This window comes from Alicycliphilus sp. T452 (assembly GCF_054512775.1).
Map to the genome: position 1 here is coordinate 19924 of NZ_JBTNEH010000024.1, position 18903 is coordinate 38826.

Here is an 18903-nt window from a genome sequence, read left to right on the forward strand (position 1 = left end):
GCGTGGACTCCTGGAATGTGGGTGAAGCGGGGGCGTGGCCGGAAGGCGTCAGGCCCTGAATTTGTTCGTCATGGGGTAGCGCCAGTCCTTGCCGAAGCTGCGGCGCGTGACGCGCACGCCCACGGGCGCCTGGCGGCGCTTGTATTCGTTGACCTGGATGAGCTGGGTCACGCGCTCCACGTCGGCCCGGTCGAACCCTGCGCGCACGATGTCCTCCAGGGGCTCGTCGTTTTCCACGTAGCGCTCGACGATGGCATCGAGCACCTCGTAAGGCGGCAGGCTGTCCTGGTCTTTCTGGTCGGGGCGCAGCTCGGCACTCGGCGGTCGGGTGATGATGCGCTCGGGGATGGGGTTGGCGCCCGTGCCGTAGGGGTCGTGGGCATTGCGCCAGCGCGCCAGCGCGAACACGCGGGTCTTCACCACGTCCTTGATCACGGCGAAGCCCCCGGCCATGTCGCCGTAGAGCGTGCAGTAGCCGGTGGCCATCTCGCTCTTGTTGCCGGTGGTGAGCACCACGCTGCCGAACTTGTTGGACAGCGCCATGAGCAGCGTGCCGCGGATGCGCGCCTGCAGGTTCTCCTCGGCCGTGTCCTCGGCGCGACCTTCGAACAGCGGGGCGAGCGCGGCCCTGAAGGCCTCGAACTGCGGCGCGATGGCGATCTCGTCGTAGCGCACCGAGAGGCGCGCGGCCATGTCGCGCGCGTCGATCCAGCTGATGTCGGCCGTGTAGGGCGAGGGCATCATCACCGTGCGCACCCTGTCGGCGCCCAGCGCGTCCACGGCGATGGCCAGCACCAGGGCCGAGTCGATGCCGCCCGACAGCCCCAGCAGCGCGCCGGGGAAGCCGTTCTTGCCCACGTAGTCGCGCACGCCCAGCACCAGGGCGGACCACAGCTCGGCCTCCCAGCCTTCGGTGGGCGCCACGTCTGCTTCGATAGTGATAGCTGCCTGCGCTTGGTGCACCTGCGCGAACAGCATTTTTTCCTCAAAACCCGGCGCGCGCGCGGCCACGCTGCCGTCGGCGTTCAGGGCGAACGAGCGGCCCTCGAACACCACCTCGTCCTGCCCGCCCACCAGATGGGCGTAGACCAGGGGCAGGCCGGTGTCGCGCACGCGCTCGCGCATGACCTGCTCGCGCTCCGCCCCCTTGCCCAGGTGGTAGGGCGAGGCATTGAGCGTGAGCAGCATCTGCGCGCCCGCCTGCCGCGCGCCGCGGGCCGGGCCCGGGAACCATGCGTCCTCGCAGATCAGGAGGCCCATGCGCACGCCCTCGACCTCGAACATGCAGCTGCCGTCGCCGGGCACGAAGTAGCGGCGCTCGTCGAACACCTCGTAGTTGGGCAGGTACTGCTTGGCGTAGGTGTGCTCGATGCGCCCCGCGCGCAGCACGCTGGCCGCGTTGTGGCACAGGCCGCGCCCGCCCTCGCCCACGGCGTGCCGCACCCGCTGCGGGTGGCCCACGACCAGGGTCAGCCCCGGCAGCGCGGCCGTGGCGGCCGCAAGCCCGGCCAGTGCCTGCTCGCAGGCGGACAGGAAGGATGGCCGCAGGTACAGGTCCTCGGCCGCGTAGCCGCACAGCGCCAGCTCCGGCGTGAGCAGCAGCCGGGCGCCCGCCGCATGGGCCTGGCGCGCGGCGGCCATGATTTTCTGGGCATTGCCCGGCACGTCGCCCACCATGAAGTTGAGCTGGGCGATGCAGATGACGAAGGACATAAAGGATGGGCGAAAAAAGCCGGCTGATTATGCCGCGTGGCCCCATCCCCGGCAGGGCAGCGGTTTTGGCGCCATGATCGGCCCCCATGCCCCACACGCGCACGCACGTGCCCTCCGCCACCGCCCGCTACGAGCTGCGGCTGTCCGATTCGGCCGCCCGGGTCGATGCCGCCGCCTGGGACGCCCTGCTGGCCCGCCAGGCGCACCCCACCCCCTTCATGCGCCACGCCTACCTGGCGGCGCTGGAGGCGAGCGGCAGCGCCACGGCGCGCACCGGCTGGGTGCCGCGCTTCTTCACGCTGTGGCAGGACGGCGCGCTGTGCGCCGCCTGCGCCCTGTACGTCAAGACGCACTCCTACGGCGAATACGTCTTCGACTGGGCCTGGGCCGACGCCCATGAGCGCCACGGCCTGCCCTACTACCCCAAGGCCGTGGTGGCCGTGCCCTTCACGCCCGTGCCCGGCGCGCGGCTGCTGGCGCGCGACGGCCCGGCCCGCGCCGCGCTGCTGCGGGCGCTGCTCTCCTGGGCGGCCGAGGCCGGGCTGTCGTCGCTGCACCTGCTGTTCGCGGCCGAGGACGACCTGGCCGCCGCGCGCGCGGCCGGCCTGATGCTGCGCCACCAGGTGCAGTTCCACTGGCACAACCTGCACCCCGCACGCGGCGGGCCGTTCGGCGACTTCGGCGACTTCCTGGCCTCGCTGTCGCAGGACAAGCGCAAGAAGATCCGCCAGGAGCGCCGCCGCGTGCGCGAAGCCGGCGTGGGCTTTCGCGTGCTGCAGGGGCGCGGCATCACGGACGCGGACTGGGATTTCTTCTACCGCTGCTACGAACGCACCTACCTGGAGCACGGCAACCCGCCCTACCTCACGCGCGACTTCTTCGCGCGCATGGCGGCGGACATGCCGCAGGACTGGGTGCTGTTCGTGGCCGAGCGCGCGGGCCGCCCGGTCGCTAGCAGTCTGATAGCTGTCAGCGCTTGTCCATCAAATCCCGGAGGCCCAAATCATTCAAACCCCACGGTGGCCTACGGCCGCTACTGGGGCGCGCTGGAGCGCGTGGACTGCCTGCACTTCGAGGCGTGCTACCACCAGCCCATCGAATGGTGCATCGCGCATGGCGTGCAGCGCTTCGAGGGCGGCGCGCAGGGCGAACACAAGATGGCCCGCGCGCTGATGCCGGTGCAGGCCGGCAGCGCCCACTGGCTCGCGCACCCGGCGTTCGCCGACGCGGTGGAGCGCTTCCTGGAGCGCGAGGGCGAAGGCATGGCGCACTACCTGGAGGGACTGCGTGCGCGCAGCCCGTTCAGGCGGGAGGGCAGTTGACGGCCGTCGCGGTCCCGGGAGACCATGGCCGCGGCTTCAAGCCGCCGCAGCGGATCGGACCAGCCCCATCTCTGCGCTGCTGAGCAGCGATTCGATGTCCATCACGATCAGCATGCGCTTGTCCACCGTGGCGATGCCGCGCACGAACGCGGCGTCCACCTGCCCCTGGAACTGCGGCGCGGGCCTGATGGCGTCGGCCGGCAGGGCCACCACGTCGGCCACCGCGTCCACCACCGCGCCGAGCACGGTGCCGCCCACGTTGAGGATGATGACCACGGTGAAGTCGGTGTATTCGGCCGTCGCGCAGTGCAGCTTCAGGCGCAGGTCGACGATGGGCACGATGACGCCGCGCAGGTCGATCACGCCCTTGATGAACTCCGGCGCATGGGCCATGCGCGTGGGCGGCTCGTAGGAGCGGATCTCCTGCACGCGCAGGATGTCGATGCCGTATTCCTCCTGGCCCAGGCGGAAGGTCAGGAACTCCGCCGCGGCGCTGGCGGCGGCACTGCCGGTGGAAGGACGCTGGGCGGCAGAGGACAGCATGGCAACTCCTTGGGAAATGGTCTCGGGCAACTCGACTGCGCACGCCGGCCCCGCGCCGGCATCCGTGCTCGATACCTCGCCAGCATAGCAGTTCGCGGTTACTTATTCTGACATTTGACGTTATCCGCACACAAAAAAGCCTGCTGGCTGGTTGCGAGCAGGCTTTCATGCAACTGGCAGCCGGAGCAGCTGCGGCAGGTTCAGAGGCTCTTCTTGTAGTTCTCGACGCCGTCCAGGATTTCCTTGTTCGCGGCGTCCACGCCTTCCCAGCCCAGCACCTTGACCCACTTGCCCTCTTCCAGGTCCTTGTAATGCTCGAAGAAGTGGCTGATGGCCTTCAGGCGCATGGGGTTCACGTCCTGCACGGTCTTCCAGTTCTCGTACATCTTCAGGATCTTGGTGGTGGGCACCGCCAGCACCTTGCCGTCCACGCCGGCTTCGTCCTCCATTTTGAGGATGCCCAGGGCGCGGCAGGGCACGACCACGCCAGGGTGCAGCGGATAGGGCGTGATGACCAGCACGTCCACCGGGTCGCCGTCGCCCGACAGGGTCTGGGGCACGTAGCCGTAGTTGCAGGGGTAGTACATGGCCGTGGTCAGGAAGCGGTCCACGAAGACGGCGCCGGACTCCTTGTCCACCTCGTACTTGATGGGATCGGATTCCGCGGGGATCTCGATCACCACGTTGAAGGCATCGGGGATGTTCTTGCCGGGCTTGACGTTGTTCAGCGACATGGTTGGGGGTCTAGGTGTGAATTGACGGGCGGATTTTAGGCGCTCGCCCCTTGCTGCTTGCTTGCAACGCCAGGTTTGGCGTTAAATGCCCCTGTTGGCCAATCGTCTCCCGGAACCGGGCGCGAGGAAGCAACGCTGGGCAAGCCCTTCGCCTGCGTTGTGCTTCCCAATCCGTGTAACCAAGAACCCATTCCATGTTCTGAGGAGATCGAGAATGACCGAACCGTCGGCGCTGACGTCCCCGCTCATACTGGCCCTGGCGTGCGGCCTGATTGCCGTGGTCTACGGCATCTGGGCGCGCAGCTGGATTCTGGCCAAGGACCAGGGCAACGCCCGCATGCAGGAGATCGCCGCAGCCATCCAGACCGGAGCGGCCGCCTACCTGGCGCGGCAATACAAGACCATTTCCCTGGTGGGCATCGTGCTGGCCGTGCTCATCGGCGTGTTTCTCGACGGAACCACGGCCGTGGGCTTCGTCATCGGCGCCGTGCTCTCGGGCGCCTGCGGCTTCATCGGCATGAACGTCTCGGTGCGCGCCAACGTGCGCACGGCGCAGGCGGCCACGCAGGGCATGGGGCCGGCGCTTCAAGTCGCCTTCCGCGGCGGCGCCATCACCGGCATGCTGGTGGTGGGCCTGGGCCTGCTCGGGGTGACGGCGTTCGCCTGGTTCCTGGTGGGCAACGGCCGGCTCACCCCCACGGCCAACCTGCCGGCGCTGCTCAACCCGCTGATCGGCTTCGCGTTCGGCTCGTCGCTGATCTCCATCTTCGCGCGGCTGGGCGGCGGCATCTTCACCAAGGGCGCCGACGTGGGCGCCGACCTGGTGGGCAAGGTGGAGGCCGGCATCCCCGAGGACGACCCGCGCAACCCCGCCGTGATCGCCGACAACGTGGGCGACAACGTGGGCGACTGCGCCGGCATGGCGGCCGACCTGTTCGAGACCTACGCCGTGACGCTCATCGCCACCATGGTGCTGGGCGCGCTGCTGGTGGGCGCGGCGCCCGTGGCGGCAGTGGCCTATCCGCTGGCGCTGGGCGCGGTGTCCATCGTCGCGTCCATCATCGGCTGCTTCTTCGTCAAGGCCAGCCCGGGCATGAAGAACGTGATGCCGGCGCTGTACCGGGGCCTGGCGATCGCGGGCGTGCTGTCGCTGGCCGCGTTCTGGTTCGTCACGGCCTGGGTGATCCCCGACAACGCCCTGGGCGGCACGGGCGCGCAGGCGCGGCTGTTCGGCGCCTGCGCCACGGGGCTGGTGCTCACGGCCGCGCTGGTGTGGATCACCGAGTTCTACACCGGCACGCAGTATTCGCCCGTGCGCCACATCGCCCAGGCCTCCACCACGGGCCACGGCACCAACATCATCGCGGGGCTGGGCGTGTCCATGCGCTCCACGGCCTGGCCGGTGCTCTTCGTGTGCGTGGCCATCATCGTGTCGTACATGCTGGCCGGCCTGTACGGCGTGGCCGTGGCCGCCATGTCCATGCTCTCCATGGCGGGCATCGTGGTGGCGCTGGACGCCTACGGCCCCATCACCGACAACGCCGGCGGCATCGCCGAGATGGCCGAGCTGCCCAGCAGCGTGCGCGACATCACCGACCCGCTGGACGCCGTGGGCAACACCACCAAGGCCGTCACCAAGGGCTACGCCATCGGCTCGGCGGGCCTGGCGGCGCTGGTGCTGTTCGCCGACTACACGCACAAGCTGGAAAGCTTCGGCCAGGCGGTCCGCTTCGACCTGTCCGACCCCATGGTCATCGTGGGCCTGTTCATCGGCGGGCTGATCCCCTACCTGTTCGGCGCCATGGCCATGGAGGCCGTGGGGCGCGCCGCCGGCAGCGTGGTGGTGGAGGTGCGCCGCCAGTTCAAGGAGATCCCCGGCATCATGGAAGGCACGGCCAAGCCCGAGTACGGCCGCGCCGTGGACATGCTGACCAGCGCCGCCATCAAGGAGATGATCGTCCCCAGCCTGTTGCCCGTGGCCGTGCCCATCGCCGTGGGCCTGGCGCTGGGGCCGAAGGCGCTCGGCGGGCTGCTCATGGGCACCATCGTCACGGGCCTCTTCGTGGCCATCAGCATGTGCACCGGCGGCGGCGCCTGGGACAACGCCAAGAAGTACATCGAGGACGGCCACCACGGCGGCAAGGGCAGCGAGGCGCACAAGGCCGCCGTGACCGGCGACACCGTGGGCGACCCCTACAAGGACACGGCCGGCCCGGCCGTCAACCCGCTCATCAAGATCATCAACATCGTGGCGCTGCTCATCGTGCCGCTGGTGGTGAAGTTCCACGCGGGCTGAAACCTTACTATCAAAAGAGAAGCTGCCAGCGCCCAGTAAATGGGCGCTGGCAGCTTTTTTCATATACAAGCCAGCGCGGGCGGCGACCTCCCGTCTCGCAGAAGAAGAAGGCACGGCCCAACCGGCCCCTGCACGCCGCGCGCACCTGCCGCACAATAGGCCGCATGCAGCTCCACTACATCGCCAACGCGGGCGTGGCCTCGGCCTCGGGCCGCACCATCGCCGTGATCGACCCCTCCGACGGTCAGCCCTATGACGAGATCCAGCGCGGAACGGCCGAGGACATCGACGCCGCCGTGCGGGCCGCGCAGCAGTGCTACGACACCGTCTGGCGCAAGCTGGCCCCGGCCGAGCGCGGACGGCTGCTGCAGCGCCTGTCGGCCAAGATCACCGAGCATGCCGAGGAGCTCGCCGCCATCGAGCAGCGCGACTGCGGCAAGCCCACGCGCCAGGCGCGCGCCGACGCCGCCGCCCTGGCGCGCTACTTCGAGTTCTACGCCGGCGCCTGCGACAAGCTGCATGGCGAGACCATCCCCTACCAGGACGGCTTCAGCGTGCTCACCTGGCGCGAGCCCCATGGCGTGACCGGCCACATCGTGCCCTGGAACTATCCCATGCAGATCTTCGGCCGCTGCGTGGGCGCGGCCCTGGCCGCGGGCAACGTGTGCGTGGTCAAGCCGGCCGAGGACGCCTGCCTGTCGCTGCTGCGCGTGGCGCAGCTCGCGGCCGAGGCGGGCTTTCCCGCGGGCGCGCTCAACATCGTGACCGGCTACGGGCACGAGGTAGGCGACGCGCTGGCGCGCCACCCGGGCATACACCACATCAGCTTCACCGGCAGTCCCAAGGTGGGCACGCTGATCCAGCAAGCCGCCGCAGAGCGCCACTGCCCCGTGACGCTGGAGCTGGGCGGCAAGAGCCCGCAGATCATCTTCGCCGACGCCGACCTGGACGCCGCCGTGCCCGTGGTCATCAACGCCATCGTGCAGAACGCCGGCCAGACCTGCTCGGCCGGCTCGCGCGTGCTCATCGACTCGCTCATCTACGAACCCCTGCTGGAGCGCTTGGGCAAGGCCTTCGAGCAACTGCGCGTGGGCCCCGCCGCCATGGACCTGGACGTGGGCCCGCTGATCCGCCAGACGCAGCAGCAGCGCGTGTGGGACTTCCTGTCGGACGCGCAGGTGGCCGGCATCCCCATGGTGGCCCAGGGCGTGGTAGTGGATGAAGCCCCCGAGACCGGCTACTACCAGGCCCCCACCCTGCTGCGCGACGTGCCCGTGGGCCACCGGCTGGCGCAGGAAGAGGTCTTCGGCCCCGTGCTCTCGGCCATGGCCTTTCAGGACGAGGACCACGCGGTGGAGCTGGCCAACGCCACGCAGTTCGGCCTGGTGGCCGGCATCTGGACGCGCGACGGCGCGCGCCAGTTCCGCATGGCGCGGCGCATCGCCAGCGGCCAGGTGTTCATCAACAACTACGGCGCCGGCGGCGGCGTGGAGCTGCCGTTCGGCGGCGTCAAGTCGAGCGGCCACGGGCGCGAAAAAGGCTTCGAGGCGCTCTACGGCTTCACCACGCTCAAGACCGTCGCCATCCGCCACGGCTGACTGCCCAGCGGGCCCGGCAGCACGCCGGCGGCCCGCCTTCGTCCGTCCCCCCGACCCGACCTGCCCCGTTCCGTTCCATGCCCCTGTCCCCGCCCGCCCCCCGCACCGCCAGACACATCCGCCGCATCACCTACCAGGGCTTCGAACGCGAGGACGGGCTCTGGGACATCGAAGGCGAACTGCACGACAGCAAGACATATGACCTGCCGTCGCGCCACAACCCCGGCCGGATGCGCCGCGCCGGCGAACCCATACACCACATGTGGCTGCGCGTGACGGTGGACCGCAACCTGGTCGTGCAGGCCATCGAATCCGCCATGGACGCCCACCCCCTGGCCGGCTGCCCCGAGGCCCAGCGCGCCCTGCAGGCCATGGTGGGCTGCAGCATGACGCGCGGCTGGCGCCAGTCCATCCAGACCCATCTGGGCAGCGTGGCCAGCTGCACCCATATGCGTGAACTGCTGTTCAACCTGGCCACGGCCACGTTCCAGAGCGTCGAATCGGCATTCCAGAGCCAGGGGGACGAGCCCCCGCGCCACCTGGGCCAGTGCACGGGCTGGGACTTTCACGGCCAGGCCGTGAAGGAACACTACCCACAGTTCTACGGCCGCGCGCAGAAGCTCCTCAAAAGATAGCTACCAGCGCTTGATACGCAAGCGCTGGCGGGTTTTTTCATTCAAATATCAGCCCAGCAGATCCTGCAGGGCCGCCTCGTACAGCGCGGTGAGGCCGTCCATCACCTCCAGCAGGCGCTCGCTGGTGGTGGCCACCTCCTCCAGCCCGCGGCCGTCGGGCGGGCGCTTGAGGGCGGCATCGAAGAACAGCCACTGCGCCTGGCCCAGTTCCAGCGCCGTGCGGATGGCAAGCGTGGAGATGGGCGCCTTGAGCAGCTGTGCGAGGGCGCGCTGGAACTCGTCGGCGTCGCCCGCCAGCTGTTCGCGCACCGGGCGGCCGTCCAGCCCCGCGGCCGCCAGCTCGTAGTTCTTGGCCATGCGCTGCGAGAGCATGCGCTGGCGGCCCGCGGTGTTCACCAGCCGTGCCGTGGGGGCCTGGGCCTGGCGCTCCAGGGCCTGCGTGGCGGTGTCGGCGAGCGCGAGCATCTGGTCGGCCTGCGCCGACACGGCCTGGAAGGCATTCCTGGAGGGCGCCTGCTCCGCCAGCGCATCCAGGCGGTCCGCGCTGCGGCGCATGTCCGCCAGCAGGCGCGCCACCTCGGGCGGCCAGCCCTGGTGCGCCATGTCCTCGAAGCCCGAGCGCATCTGGCGCTGCGTATCCCCGAGCACGTCGCGGGCGCGCGCCGGCCTCACGTCCAGGTACAGCTGGCCATAGGCCTTGGCCATGCGCTGCGACAAGGCGCGAAAACGCGCCGTGCGGTTGATGGCCGTGGCCAGCGCCATGCGCGCCTGCGCCGACAGCGGCAGCGCCGGCACCAGCAGGCCGGTGCCCAGCACGCGCAGCATCAGGCGGCGATCACGGCGGCGGCAGGCCGCGGAGGACGGGACGGGAAGGAGGCAGGTGTCGCGCATGGGCCCGATTCTCCGGCCGGCACGCCGCGCCGCCACTGACGCCGCTCAAACGCCGGCGCGGACGCGGCGCCACCGCCAATTGATCGACATCAATTTGCACACCCATACGCATACCCCTACACCCCCCATGGGGCACAATTTGGCCATGGCTGAACGTGTCATTCCTCTCGTGGACCACCGCAGCAGGCCGCTGCGGCCCGCCGTGCCGGCGGCCGCCGCCGCGGCCGCCATGCCCGCCACGGGAGAGCTGTACGACACGCGCGCGCGGCCGCTGCGCGACCTGCGCATCAGCGTGACCGACCGCTGCAACTTCCGCTGCAGCTACTGCATGCCCAAGGAAGTGTTCGACAAGCACTACCGCTACCTGCCGCACGGCGACCTGCTGAGCTTCGAGGAGATCACGCGGCTGGCGCGGCTGTTCATGGCGCACGGGGTGCACAAGATCCGCCTGACGGGCGGCGAGCCGCTGCTGCGCAAGGACCTGGAGCTGCTGGTCGAACAGCTGGCCGGGCTGCGCACCACCGAGGGCCGCGTGCCCGACCTCACGCTCACCACCAACGGCTCGCTGCTGGCGCGCAAGGCGCGCGCGCTCAAGGCCGCGGGCCTGCAGCGCGTCACGGTCAGCCTGGACAGCCTGGACGACGCCGTGTTCCGCCGCATGAACGACGTGGACTTCCCCGTGGCCGAGGTGCTGGCCGGCATCGAGGCCGCGCAGGCCGCGGGCTTCCGCACCATCAAGGTCAACATGGTGGTCAAGCGCGGCACCAACGACCACGAGATCCTGCGCATGGCGCGGCACTTCCGCGGCACCGGCATCACGCTGCGCTTCATCGAATTCATGGACGTGGGCGCAACCAACGGCTGGCGCATGGACCAGGTCGTGCCGTCGCGCGAGGTCATCGCGCACCTGCAGGCCGAACTGCCCCTGGTGCCGCTCTCGCCCACCGCCGCGGGCGAGACCGCGCAGCGCTGGGGCTACGCGGGCGCCGGCGGCCGCCACGACCCGTCGCTGGGCGAGGTGGGCGTGATCGGCAGCGTCACCCAGGCCTTCTGCGGCGACTGCAACCGCGCCCGCCTGTCCATGGAGGGGCGCCTGTACCTGTGCCTGTTCGCCACCCAGGGCTGGGACCTGCGCAGCCTGCTGCGCGGCGACGCCAGCGACGCGCAGATCAGCGCCGCCATCGCCCACATCTGGCAGGGCCGCGGCGACCGCTATTCCGAGCTGCGCGCCAGCCTGCCGCCCGACCAGGGCGAGGAGCGCGGGCGGCGCATAGAAATGAGCTACATCGGTGGCTGACCAATGATCGACACCCACGACATCACGGGCCTCATCCTCGCCGGCGGCCGCGGCTCGCGCATGGGCGGCGTGGACAAGGGCCTGCAGAACTTCCGCGGCATGCCGCTGGCGCTGCACGCGCTCATGCGGCTCTCGCCCCAGGTGGGCGGCGTGATGATCAACGCCAACCGCAATCTGCCGGCCTACGAATCGTTCGGCGTGCCCGTCTGGCCCGACGGGCTGGCCGACTATGCCGGCCCGCTGGCCGGCTTTCTTTGCGGGCTGGAGCGCTGCGCGACCCCCTGGCTGCTCACCGTGCCCTGCGACACGCCGCTGTTCCCGGCCGACCTGGCCCGCCGCCTGGCCGCCGCCGCCGCGGCCCAGGGCGCCGACATCGCCATGGCCGCGGCCCCCGAGCAGGAGGGCGACGGCGGCACGCGCGTGCGCACCCAGCCGGTGTTCTGCCTGCTGCGCACGAGCCTGCTGGAGAGCCTGGAGCGCTTCACCCAGGAGGGCGGACGCAAGATCGACCGCTGGACCGCGCAGCACCCCTGCGCCATCGTGGCCTTCGGCCAGCCCGGCGACGACCCGCTGGCCTTCCGCAACGCCAACACCCTGGCCGAGCTGCACGCGCTGGAGGGCCATGGACCGACATGACGCGGGAGCCTGCCGCCGGCAAGGCCGCACCGCGCACCGCCGGCCTGGAACAGCCGGTGCTCGCGGCCACGGCCGGCAACACGCACGCCGTGCGCCTGTACCAGCGCGCGGGCTTCACGCCCTACGGCCTGCTGCCGCGGGCCATCGTGGTGGCGGGCGTGGGCCACGACAAGCTGCACATGCTGCGGCTCCTTCCCTCACAACCCATTGCACTCCATGAAGACCATTGACCAGATCGCCGCCGAACTGCAGGGCTACGACCCGCAGGCGCTGCGCGCGGCCGACGTGAACGCCTTCCTGCAGCGCCTCGTGGCGCCCGTCGCCGAGACCGAGGAGGTCGGCATCTTTGACGCCCTGGGCCGCGTGCTGGCGCGCGACGTGGTCTCGCCCATCAGCGTGCCGCCGCACGACAACTCGGCCATGGACGGCTATGCCTTCGACGGCGCGCAGCTCGCGCCCGGCCAGGCGCTGCTGCTGCGCCCCATGGGCCCCACGGCCTTCGCCGGCGCGGCCTGGACGGGCCGGGTGGGCGCGGGCGAATGCGTGAAGATCATGACCGGCGCCATCATGCCCGCGGGGCTGGACACGGTGGTGCCGCAGGAACTCACCAGCGCCGGGCCGGACGGCACCATCCATATCGCCGCCGGCGTGCTGCGCCGCGGGGACAACCGGCGCCTGCTGGGCGAGGACCTCATGCAGGGCCGCGTGGCGCTCCCGAAAGGCGAGCTGCTCACGCCCGCCGCCATTGGCCTGGTGGCCAGCCTGGGCCTCAAGACGGTCACCGTCCACCGGCGCCTGCGCGTGGCCTATTTCTCCACCGGCGACGAAATCCTGAGCCTGGGCGAGCCGCCGCGCGAAGGCGCGGTGTACGACAGCAACCGCTACACCGTCTTCGGCCTGCTCACGCGGCTGGGCGTGCAGGTGATCGACATGGGCGTGGTGCGCGACGACCCCGCGCTGCTGGAGGCCGCCTTTCGCCGCGCGGCCGCCGAGGCCGACGCCATCATCACCAGCGGCGGCGTGAGCGTGGGCGAGGCCGACCACACGCGCACCATGATGCGGCAGCTGGGCGACGTGGCCTTCTGGCGCATCGCCATGCGCCCGGGCCGGCCCATGGCCGTGGGGCGCATCCGTTCGGAATTACAAGCGAAAACGGCCTCCAGCGCCCACCAGAAAAGCGTCAGCAGCTATCAAAACGAAAGTACCCAGGGTGTGGCCGGCGGCAGCGTGCTGTTCGGCCTGCCGGGCAACCCGGTGGCGGTGATGGTCACCTTCCTGGCCTTCGTGCGCCCCGCCCTGCTGCGCATGATGGGCTGCACGCGAGCCGCGCCGCCGCTGCTGCGCGCCACCAGCGCCGAGCCCATGCGCAAGAAGGCGGGCCGCACCGAATACCAGCGCGGCCTGGTCACCCAGGCGGCCGACGGCACGCTGCAGGTGCGCACCACGGGCAACCAGGGCTCGGGCGTGCTCAGCTCCATGGTGCAGGCCAACGGCCTGATCGTGCTGCACCACGAGCAAGGCAACGTGGCCGCGGGCGACATGGTGGACGTGATGATGTTCGACGGAGTGATCTGACATGCCCTTTGCCGCCACCCACCTCATCCAGCCGCCCACGCGCGAGGCCGTTGACCAGTTGCAAGGCCCCGCCGTGCTCGAATTCGGCACGCCCTGGTGCGGCCATTGCCAGCGCGCCCAGCCGCTCATCGAGCAGGCCCTCAAGGACCAGGACGGCGTGCAGCACCTCAAGGTCGAGGACGGCCCTGGCCGGCCGCTGGGCCGCAGCTACCGCGTCAAGCTCTGGCCCACGCTCATCTTCCTGCGCGACGGCCAGGAGATGGCCCGCCTGGTGCGCCCGCAGGATCCGCAGGACATTCACGCGGCTCTGCGGACCATCACGGCCCAGGCCTGAGAGCCCGCTGCTACCGCCCCAGCGCCTGCTCAACGCCCTTGTTGGCCAGCGCATCGGCGCGCTCGTTGCCCGGGTCGCCCGCATGGCCCTTCACCCAGTGCCATTCGATGCGGTGGCCCGCCTTGTGCGCCAGCTCGTCCAGGCGCTGCCACAGCTCCACGTTCTTGACCGGCTGGCCCGCCGCGGTGCGCCAGCCCTTTTTCTTCCAGCCATGGATCCATTCGGTGATGCCCTGGCGCACGTACTGGCTGTCGAGGTAGAGCGCCACCTGGCAGGGGCGCTTGAGCGCCGCCAGCGCCTGGATGACGGCCATCAGCTCCATGCGGTTGTTGGTGGTCCCCAGTTCGCCGCCGAACAGCTCCTTCTCGAACTCGCCCGAGCGCAGCACCGCCCCCCAGCCGCCGGGGCCTGGATTGCCCTTGCACGCACCGTCGGTATAGATCACCACCTGATTCAAAAAAGACTCCTGAAGAAACAAGAAACCCACCGTCCCGGTGGGTGCTCAATGCCGCCGCGCGACCTGTACCTGCGCGGCCGCGGCCTTCGGCGCCTTGCGCCACGAGGGCTCCAGCAGCCGCATACCCTGCACGCGCTTGGCAGCGACGATCACGTAGGCGGCCCCGAGTATCGGCCACCAGCGCGCGCCCAGCCCGTCCATCCAGCCGTAATGCTCCAGCCAGCGCTCGCTGGCCGCCGCGGGCCGGTAGCAGCCAAAGCTGATCGACTCCAGCTCGAACCCCAGCAGGCGCAGCCAGTCGCGCAGGCGCCCGGGCGTGATGAACTCTCCCACGTCCGGCAGGTAAAGCCGCCCCCCGCCGCCGCAGCGCTGGTACAGCCGCGCGCGCCACTGGCGCAGGCCCCACAGGCTCAAGGGGTTCAGGCCGCTGATCACCGCCCTGCCCTCGGGCACCAGCACGCGGTACACCTCGCGCAGCGCCGCGTGCGGGTCGACGCTGAGCTCCAGCGTGTGGGGCATGGCCACCAGGTCCAGGCTGCCCTCGGAAAACGGCAGGGCCACGGCCTCGGCCAGCAGGGCCACGGCCGGCGCACCGGCGGGCGGCACCCCGCACGGCAGCAGCCGCGCCTCTTCGCCGCCCAGCGCCAGCCAGCGGTGCGGCATGCGGTTGGCGCGCAGGCCCTGCAGGCCCTGCAGGCCCGGCATGCCGAGCTGCAGCGCGTGGTAGCCGAAGATGTCGGCCACCAGCTCGTCGTAGCGCTCCTGCTCCCAGGCGAGCAGGTAACGCCCGGGGGGGGAGCCAAACCAGTGGTGTAAACCTATAATTTCGCCGCTCATGAACTTGCTGCCGCTGCCCGCCTTCTCCGATAACTACATCTGGATGCTGCACGACGCGCGCCATGCACTCGTCGTGGACCCGGGCGACGCCGCGCCGGTATTGCAGGCGCTGCATGGCATGGGGCTGTCACTGCAGGCGATTCTAGTCACGCACCACCATGGCGACCATGTGGGCGGCGTGAGCGCCCTGCGCGAAGCCACCGGCGCCGCCGTCTACGGCCCCGCGGGCGAGGCGATGCCCGAGCCCATCACGCGCCTGCACCATGGCGAAGCCGTCACCGCGCTGGGCCTGCGCTTTGCGGTGATCGACGTGCCCGGCCACACGGCGGGGCACATCGCCTATTACTGCGCCGACATGGACGGCGCGCCCGTGCTGTTTTGCGGCGACACGCTGTTCTCGGGCGGCTGCGGCCGCCTGTTCGAGGGCACGCCCGCGCAGATGCAGGCCTCGCTCGACGCCCTGGCCGCGCTGCCGGGCGACACGCGCGTGTGCTGCGCCCACGAATACACGCTCTCCAACCTGAAGTTCGCGTGCGCCGTGGAGCCCGGCAACCAGGCCCTGCTCCAGTACCTCGGCCGCTGCGAGTCTTTGCGCCACGCGGGCCGGCCCACGCTGCCCTCGCGCATGGACACGGAGCGCGCCATCAACCCCTTTCTGCGCACGCGCGAAGCCACCGTCGCCCAGGCGGCCCGCGGCTTCGACGCGCACGTGGATCCGCGCGAACCCGCGGCCGTGCTGGCCGCGCTGCGCCAATGGAAGAACGAGTTCCGATGAGAATCCTGCACATCCTGTGGCTGGCCAGCCTGCTGTGGCTGGCCGGCTGCGCCACCACCACCCCCTCCTCCCCCAGCCACGCCACTTCCGGCACCGGCAAGACCGGCACCAGCGGCACCACCAGCACCGCGGTCTACCCTTCGGGGCCGCTCACGCCCATCACGGCCAGCGCCGCCCAGGGCCGCGCCGTGGCCGGCATCAACGCACCGTCCGACCTGTGGGACCGCATCCGCCGGGGCTTCGCCATGCCCGACCTGGACACCGACCTGGTGCGCGACCGCGAGCAGTGGTATGCCGCCCGGCCCGACTACATGCAGCGCATGACCGAGCGCTCCAGCAAGTACCTGTTCCACATCGTCGAAGAGCTGGAGCGCCGCGGCATGCCGACCGAGCTGGCCCTGCTGCCCTACATCGAGAGCGCCTTCAACCCCCAGGCCGTCTCCAGCGCCAAGGCCGCGGGCATGTGGCAGTTCATGCCGGCCACGGGCACCTATTTCGACCTGAAGCAGAACGTCTTTCGCGATGACCGGCGCGACGTACTCGCCTCCACCCGTGCGGCGCTCGACTATCTGCAGAAGCTCTACGGCATGTTCGGCGACTGGCACCTCGCACTGGCCGCCTACAACTGGGGCGAAGGCAGCGTGGCCCGCGCCATCGCCCGCAACGAAAAGCAGGGCCTGGACACCGGCTACACCGACCTGACCATGCCCGCCGAAACGCGCATGTACGTACCCAAGCTGCAGGCGGTGAAGAACATCGTGGCCGACCCCGCCCGGTTCAGCACCGAGCTGCCGCTGATCGAGAACCACCCCTACTTCCAGAGCGTGGAGATCACGCGCGACATCGACGTGTCGCTGGTCGCCGACCTGGCGGGCATACGCGTGGAAGACTTCCGCGCGCTCAACCCATCGCTGCACAAGCCCGTGATCCTGGCCGCCGGCATGCCGCAGATCCTGCTGCCCTGGGACAACGCCCAGGTGTTCCGCAAGAACCTGGCCGCCTATAACGAAGGCCAGTACGCCAGCTGGACGGTCTGGACCGTGCCCAGCACCATGAGCGTGACGGCGGCGGCCCAGCGTGCCGGCATGAGCGAGGGCGAGTTGCGCCAGCTCAACAACATACCGCCACGCATGATGATCAAGGCCGGCTCGGCCCTGATGGTGCCCCGCACCGCCACGACGCGCGCCGACGTCTCCGGCCATGTGGCGGACAACGGGCAGATCGCCTTCACACCCGAGATCGTCACGCGCCGCACCACCGTGCGCGCCGGCAAGCGCGACACCGTGGCCAGCATCGCCCGCCGCTACAAGGTCAGCGCCGCGGACGTTGCCGACTGGAACGACCTGAAGGTCTCCAGCAGCTTCAAGGCCGGCGAGCGCGTGGTGATGTACCTGCCCATGCGCCTGACCGCGACGGCGCTGTCGCGCACCCCCGGCAAACAGCAGGCCGGCAAGGCGATTGCCCGGACGGCCAAGGCCAGCCCGGCACGCAAGGGCGGCGCAGCACCGTCCAAGCGCAAGCGCTGAACCACCGGATTGCGGGGTTACAGGCGCAGCGTGTGCATCCCCGCCAGCCCCAGTACGCCGATCACGATCAGGTACAGCGCCACGATGACGTTGAGCAGTTTGGGCATGATCAGAATCAGGATGCCCGCAATCAGGGAAACCAGGGGGCCAATGCTGAGGTGAAGAGACATGGGGAAAGCCTTGTGGTGCTTCGAACCATGGCGCAGCGCGCCGACTACCTGCCGACTTTAGCCGCTGCAGGGCATGCCCAGGCGCATGGCACATGCAGGCCGCGCCGCCGTCAGATCCGGAATTTCTGCTTCGCCTTGCGCACCCAATCGTTGCTGAATGTCTTGTCCAGCGCCACCCGCGCCGATGCCAGCTCCGGCTGCAGCCGTGCCACGGCACGAACGGCCGTGACGGGGCCGTCCTCCGGCATCAGGCCATCGGGCGACAGGGTCTCGCGCACCTTGTAGAAGGCCGCCATATAGCGCCCGCGGTCGCCCAGCAGATAGGACGGCGGCACCACGCGTGCCAGGTCGGTGGGGCTGGCCGTCTGCAGCCACTTGAGCGCATGCACCAGCGCGTTGACAAGCGCCTGCACCTCGGCCGGATGGCGTTGCACATAGTCCTGGGGCGCATACAGGCAGGCTCCGGGCATCGCTCCGCCAAACATCTCGACCGTGCCCTTGAGCGTGCGCGTGTCGGCCAGCAGGCGCACCTCGCCGCGCTGCTCCAGCATGGTGATGAGAGGATCCGAATTGCACAGCGCATGCACCCTCCCCTGCCGCAGCGCCGCGAGCGCCTCCGCGCCGCTGCCCACGGCGACGAAGCGCACCGCATCGAGCGGCACCCCCGACTGGCTCAGCCACAGACTCGCCAGGAACTGCGTGGACGAATCCCGTGCCGTCACGCCCACACGCAGCCCGCGGAAACCGGCAATGTCCTTGAGCGGCCAATGGCGCGTCGACGCAGCCAGCGCCAGTTGCGGCGCCCGCCCGAGCACGGCCAGGCTGCGGTATGCCACGCCGCGCAACTGCTGGCGCACGACATGCTCGAACGCGCCGCAGCACACATCGGCCAGCCCCTCGTGCATCGCCTGCAGCGCCAGCCCGCCACCGGGATGGTCCATGACCCGCACGTCCAGCCCTTCGTCACGAAAGAACCCCAGGCCCAGCGCCACCGTGAGCGGCAGGTAATACAGCCCCGCCTGCCCGCCCACGGCAATGCACACCGGCATGGCGGCACCCGGGCGCGACTGCGCGCGCAGCAGGGCGTGGGTGCCCAGGGCAGCTGCGGACAACATGCCAAGCCGGCCCAGCTGGCGACGGGTAACAGACAGGGAAGACATCCTCGATAAGCACCGATGAACACTGCATGTTGCAGTGCAGCAATCGTGCCGCATGGACCTTGGTTCGGCATCAGGGTGAACCCTGCCGGGAGACTACGTATGCGGGCCAGCGCCACACGGGCGTCCGGCAGCCATGTACCAACGGATTACCTGCAGGCAACAAAAAAGCGCGCCATCTATTTGATAGCGCGCTTTCCTTATGTAGCTTGGTAGGACGTACAAGATTCGAACTTGTGACCAACGGATTAAAAGTCCGCCAATGTACATATTTCACAACGTTGATCTGCGCTGATAGAATCAATACAAATCAACAGGTTAAATTAAACTCACTGGACAAATAAGCAGCACCTTCGTTGATTCATATTCTTCAAAATTGGGGAATTTTGGCTACATAGTGGCTACAT

At 69.7% G+C, this 18903-nt stretch carries 19 protein-coding genes; 11 read left to right on the top strand and 8 right to left on the bottom strand.

Annotated elements, in window-relative coordinates:
• Positions 1–48 precede the first annotated feature (48 nt).
• Positions 49–1713: an NAD+ synthase gene (locus ACX12L_RS18410; protein WP_459263891.1), complete on the bottom strand. Its 1665-nt coding sequence runs from the start codon at positions 1711–1713 to the stop codon at positions 49–51.
• A gap of 86 nt (positions 1714–1799) precedes the next feature.
• Here ACX12L_RS18410 and ACX12L_RS18415 point away from each other — a divergent pair, with 86 nt between their 5' ends.
• On the top strand, positions 1800–3035 hold the full coding sequence (locus ACX12L_RS18415; protein ID WP_459263892.1) for a GNAT family N-acetyltransferase: 1236 nt from the start codon (positions 1800–1802) through the stop codon (positions 3033–3035).
• Positions 3036–3071: 36 nt separating this feature from the next.
• Here the strand turns inward: ACX12L_RS18415 and ACX12L_RS18420 are convergent, their stop codons facing one another.
• Together ACX12L_RS18420 and ppa are read right to left on the bottom strand one after the other, a co-directional pair.
• A complete protein-coding gene (locus ACX12L_RS18420) occupies positions 3072–3578 on the bottom strand; it encodes a chemotaxis protein CheW (RefSeq protein ID WP_459263893.1) in 507 nt (168 codons plus the stop codon).
• A 200-nt stretch (positions 3579–3778) separates the two neighbouring features.
• Entirely contained in the window at positions 3779–4312 is a 534-nt protein-coding gene (ppa, locus tag ACX12L_RS18425) for an inorganic diphosphatase (protein ID WP_459263894.1), read from the bottom strand.
• 214 nt (positions 4313–4526) lie between these two features.
• Here ppa and ACX12L_RS18430 point away from each other — a divergent pair, with 214 nt between their 5' ends.
• The 3 genes from ACX12L_RS18430 (at position 4527) to ACX12L_RS18440 (ending at position 8841) form a co-directional block, all read left to right on the top strand.
• Positions 4527–6608 carry a sodium-translocating pyrophosphatase gene (locus tag ACX12L_RS18430; protein WP_459263895.1) on the top strand — a complete coding sequence of 694 codons (2082 nt, stop codon included), beginning with the start codon at positions 4527–4529 and terminating at the stop codon, positions 6606–6608.
• A gap of 164 nt (positions 6609–6772) precedes the next feature.
• Complete coding sequence (locus ACX12L_RS18435; RefSeq protein ID WP_459263896.1) at positions 6773–8206, top strand: aldehyde dehydrogenase family protein; 1434 nt, start codon at positions 6773–6775, stop codon at positions 8204–8206.
• A gap of 77 nt (positions 8207–8283) precedes the next feature.
• Positions 8284–8841 carry a DUF2889 domain-containing protein gene (locus ACX12L_RS18440; protein ID WP_459263897.1) on the top strand — a complete coding sequence of 186 codons (558 nt, stop codon included), beginning with the start codon at positions 8284–8286 and terminating at the stop codon, positions 8839–8841.
• Positions 8842–8889: 48 nt separating this feature from the next.
• Here ACX12L_RS18440 and ACX12L_RS18445 read toward each other — a convergent pair whose 3' ends face one another.
• Positions 8890–9732 carry a type IV pili methyl-accepting chemotaxis transducer N-terminal domain-containing protein gene (locus tag ACX12L_RS18445; RefSeq protein WP_459263898.1) on the bottom strand — a complete coding sequence of 281 codons (843 nt, stop codon included), beginning with the start codon at positions 9730–9732 and terminating at the stop codon, positions 8890–8892.
• A 145-nt stretch (positions 9733–9877) separates the two neighbouring features.
• On the opposite strand from ACX12L_RS18445, the gene moaA reads away from it, so the two are divergent.
• From moaA to ACX12L_RS18470, 5 genes are read left to right on the top strand one after another with little or no spacing between them, the layout of a single operon-like run.
• On the top strand, positions 9878–11029 hold the full coding sequence (gene moaA / locus ACX12L_RS18450) for a GTP 3',8-cyclase MoaA (protein WP_459263899.1): 1152 nt from the start codon (positions 9878–9880) through the stop codon (positions 11027–11029).
• Positions 11030–11032: 3 nt separating this feature from the next.
• Positions 11033–11665 (top strand): molybdenum cofactor guanylyltransferase MobA, encoded by a 633-nt coding sequence (gene mobA / locus ACX12L_RS18455; RefSeq protein WP_459263900.1) that lies wholly within the window; start codon positions 11033–11035, stop codon positions 11663–11665.
• Positions 11662–11895: a GNAT family N-acetyltransferase gene (locus ACX12L_RS18460; RefSeq protein WP_459263901.1), complete on the top strand. Its 234-nt coding sequence runs from the start codon at positions 11662–11664 to the stop codon at positions 11893–11895. Before mobA ends, ACX12L_RS18460 begins: the two co-directional genes overlap by 4 nt.
• Entirely contained in the window at positions 11882–13240 is a 1359-nt protein-coding gene (moeA, locus tag ACX12L_RS18465) for a molybdopterin molybdotransferase MoeA (protein WP_459263902.1), read from the top strand. Before ACX12L_RS18460 ends, moeA begins: the two co-directional genes overlap by 14 nt.
• A gap of 1 nt (position 13241) precedes the next feature.
• Complete coding sequence (locus ACX12L_RS18470) at positions 13242–13574, top strand: thioredoxin family protein (protein ID WP_459263903.1); 333 nt, start codon at positions 13242–13244, stop codon at positions 13572–13574.
• 10 nt (positions 13575–13584) lie between these two features.
• Here ACX12L_RS18470 and rnhA read toward each other — a convergent pair whose 3' ends face one another.
• Both rnhA and ACX12L_RS18480 read right to left on the bottom strand, forming a co-directional pair.
• Entirely contained in the window at positions 13585–14031 is a 447-nt protein-coding gene (gene rnhA / locus ACX12L_RS18475) for a ribonuclease HI (RefSeq protein WP_459263904.1), read from the bottom strand.
• A gap of 45 nt (positions 14032–14076) precedes the next feature.
• Positions 14077–14868 carry a class I SAM-dependent methyltransferase gene (locus tag ACX12L_RS18480; RefSeq protein ID WP_459263905.1) on the bottom strand — a complete coding sequence of 264 codons (792 nt, stop codon included), beginning with the start codon at positions 14866–14868 and terminating at the stop codon, positions 14077–14079.
• On the opposite strand from ACX12L_RS18480, the gene gloB reads away from it, so the two are divergent.
• Together gloB and ACX12L_RS18490 are read left to right on the top strand one after the other, a co-directional pair.
• Complete coding sequence (gene gloB / locus ACX12L_RS18485; RefSeq protein WP_459263906.1) at positions 14867–15643, top strand: hydroxyacylglutathione hydrolase; 777 nt, start codon at positions 14867–14869, stop codon at positions 15641–15643. The genes ACX12L_RS18480 and gloB overlap by 2 nt on opposite strands.
• Positions 15640–17169 carry a transglycosylase SLT domain-containing protein gene (locus ACX12L_RS18490; protein ID WP_459263907.1) on the top strand — a complete coding sequence of 510 codons (1530 nt, stop codon included), beginning with the start codon at positions 15640–15642 and terminating at the stop codon, positions 17167–17169. Before gloB ends, ACX12L_RS18490 begins: the two co-directional genes overlap by 4 nt.
• Before the next feature lie 17 nt (positions 17170–17186).
• Here ACX12L_RS18490 and ACX12L_RS18495 read toward each other — a convergent pair whose 3' ends face one another.
• Entirely contained in the window at positions 17187–17339 is a 153-nt protein-coding gene (locus ACX12L_RS18495; protein WP_459263908.1) for a DUF3096 domain-containing protein, read from the bottom strand.
• A 110-nt stretch (positions 17340–17449) separates the two neighbouring features.
• Complete coding sequence (locus ACX12L_RS18500; protein ID WP_459263909.1) at positions 17450–18499, bottom strand: ABC transporter substrate-binding protein; 1050 nt, start codon at positions 18497–18499, stop codon at positions 17450–17452.
• Between the last annotated feature and the right edge of the window lie 404 nt (positions 18500–18903).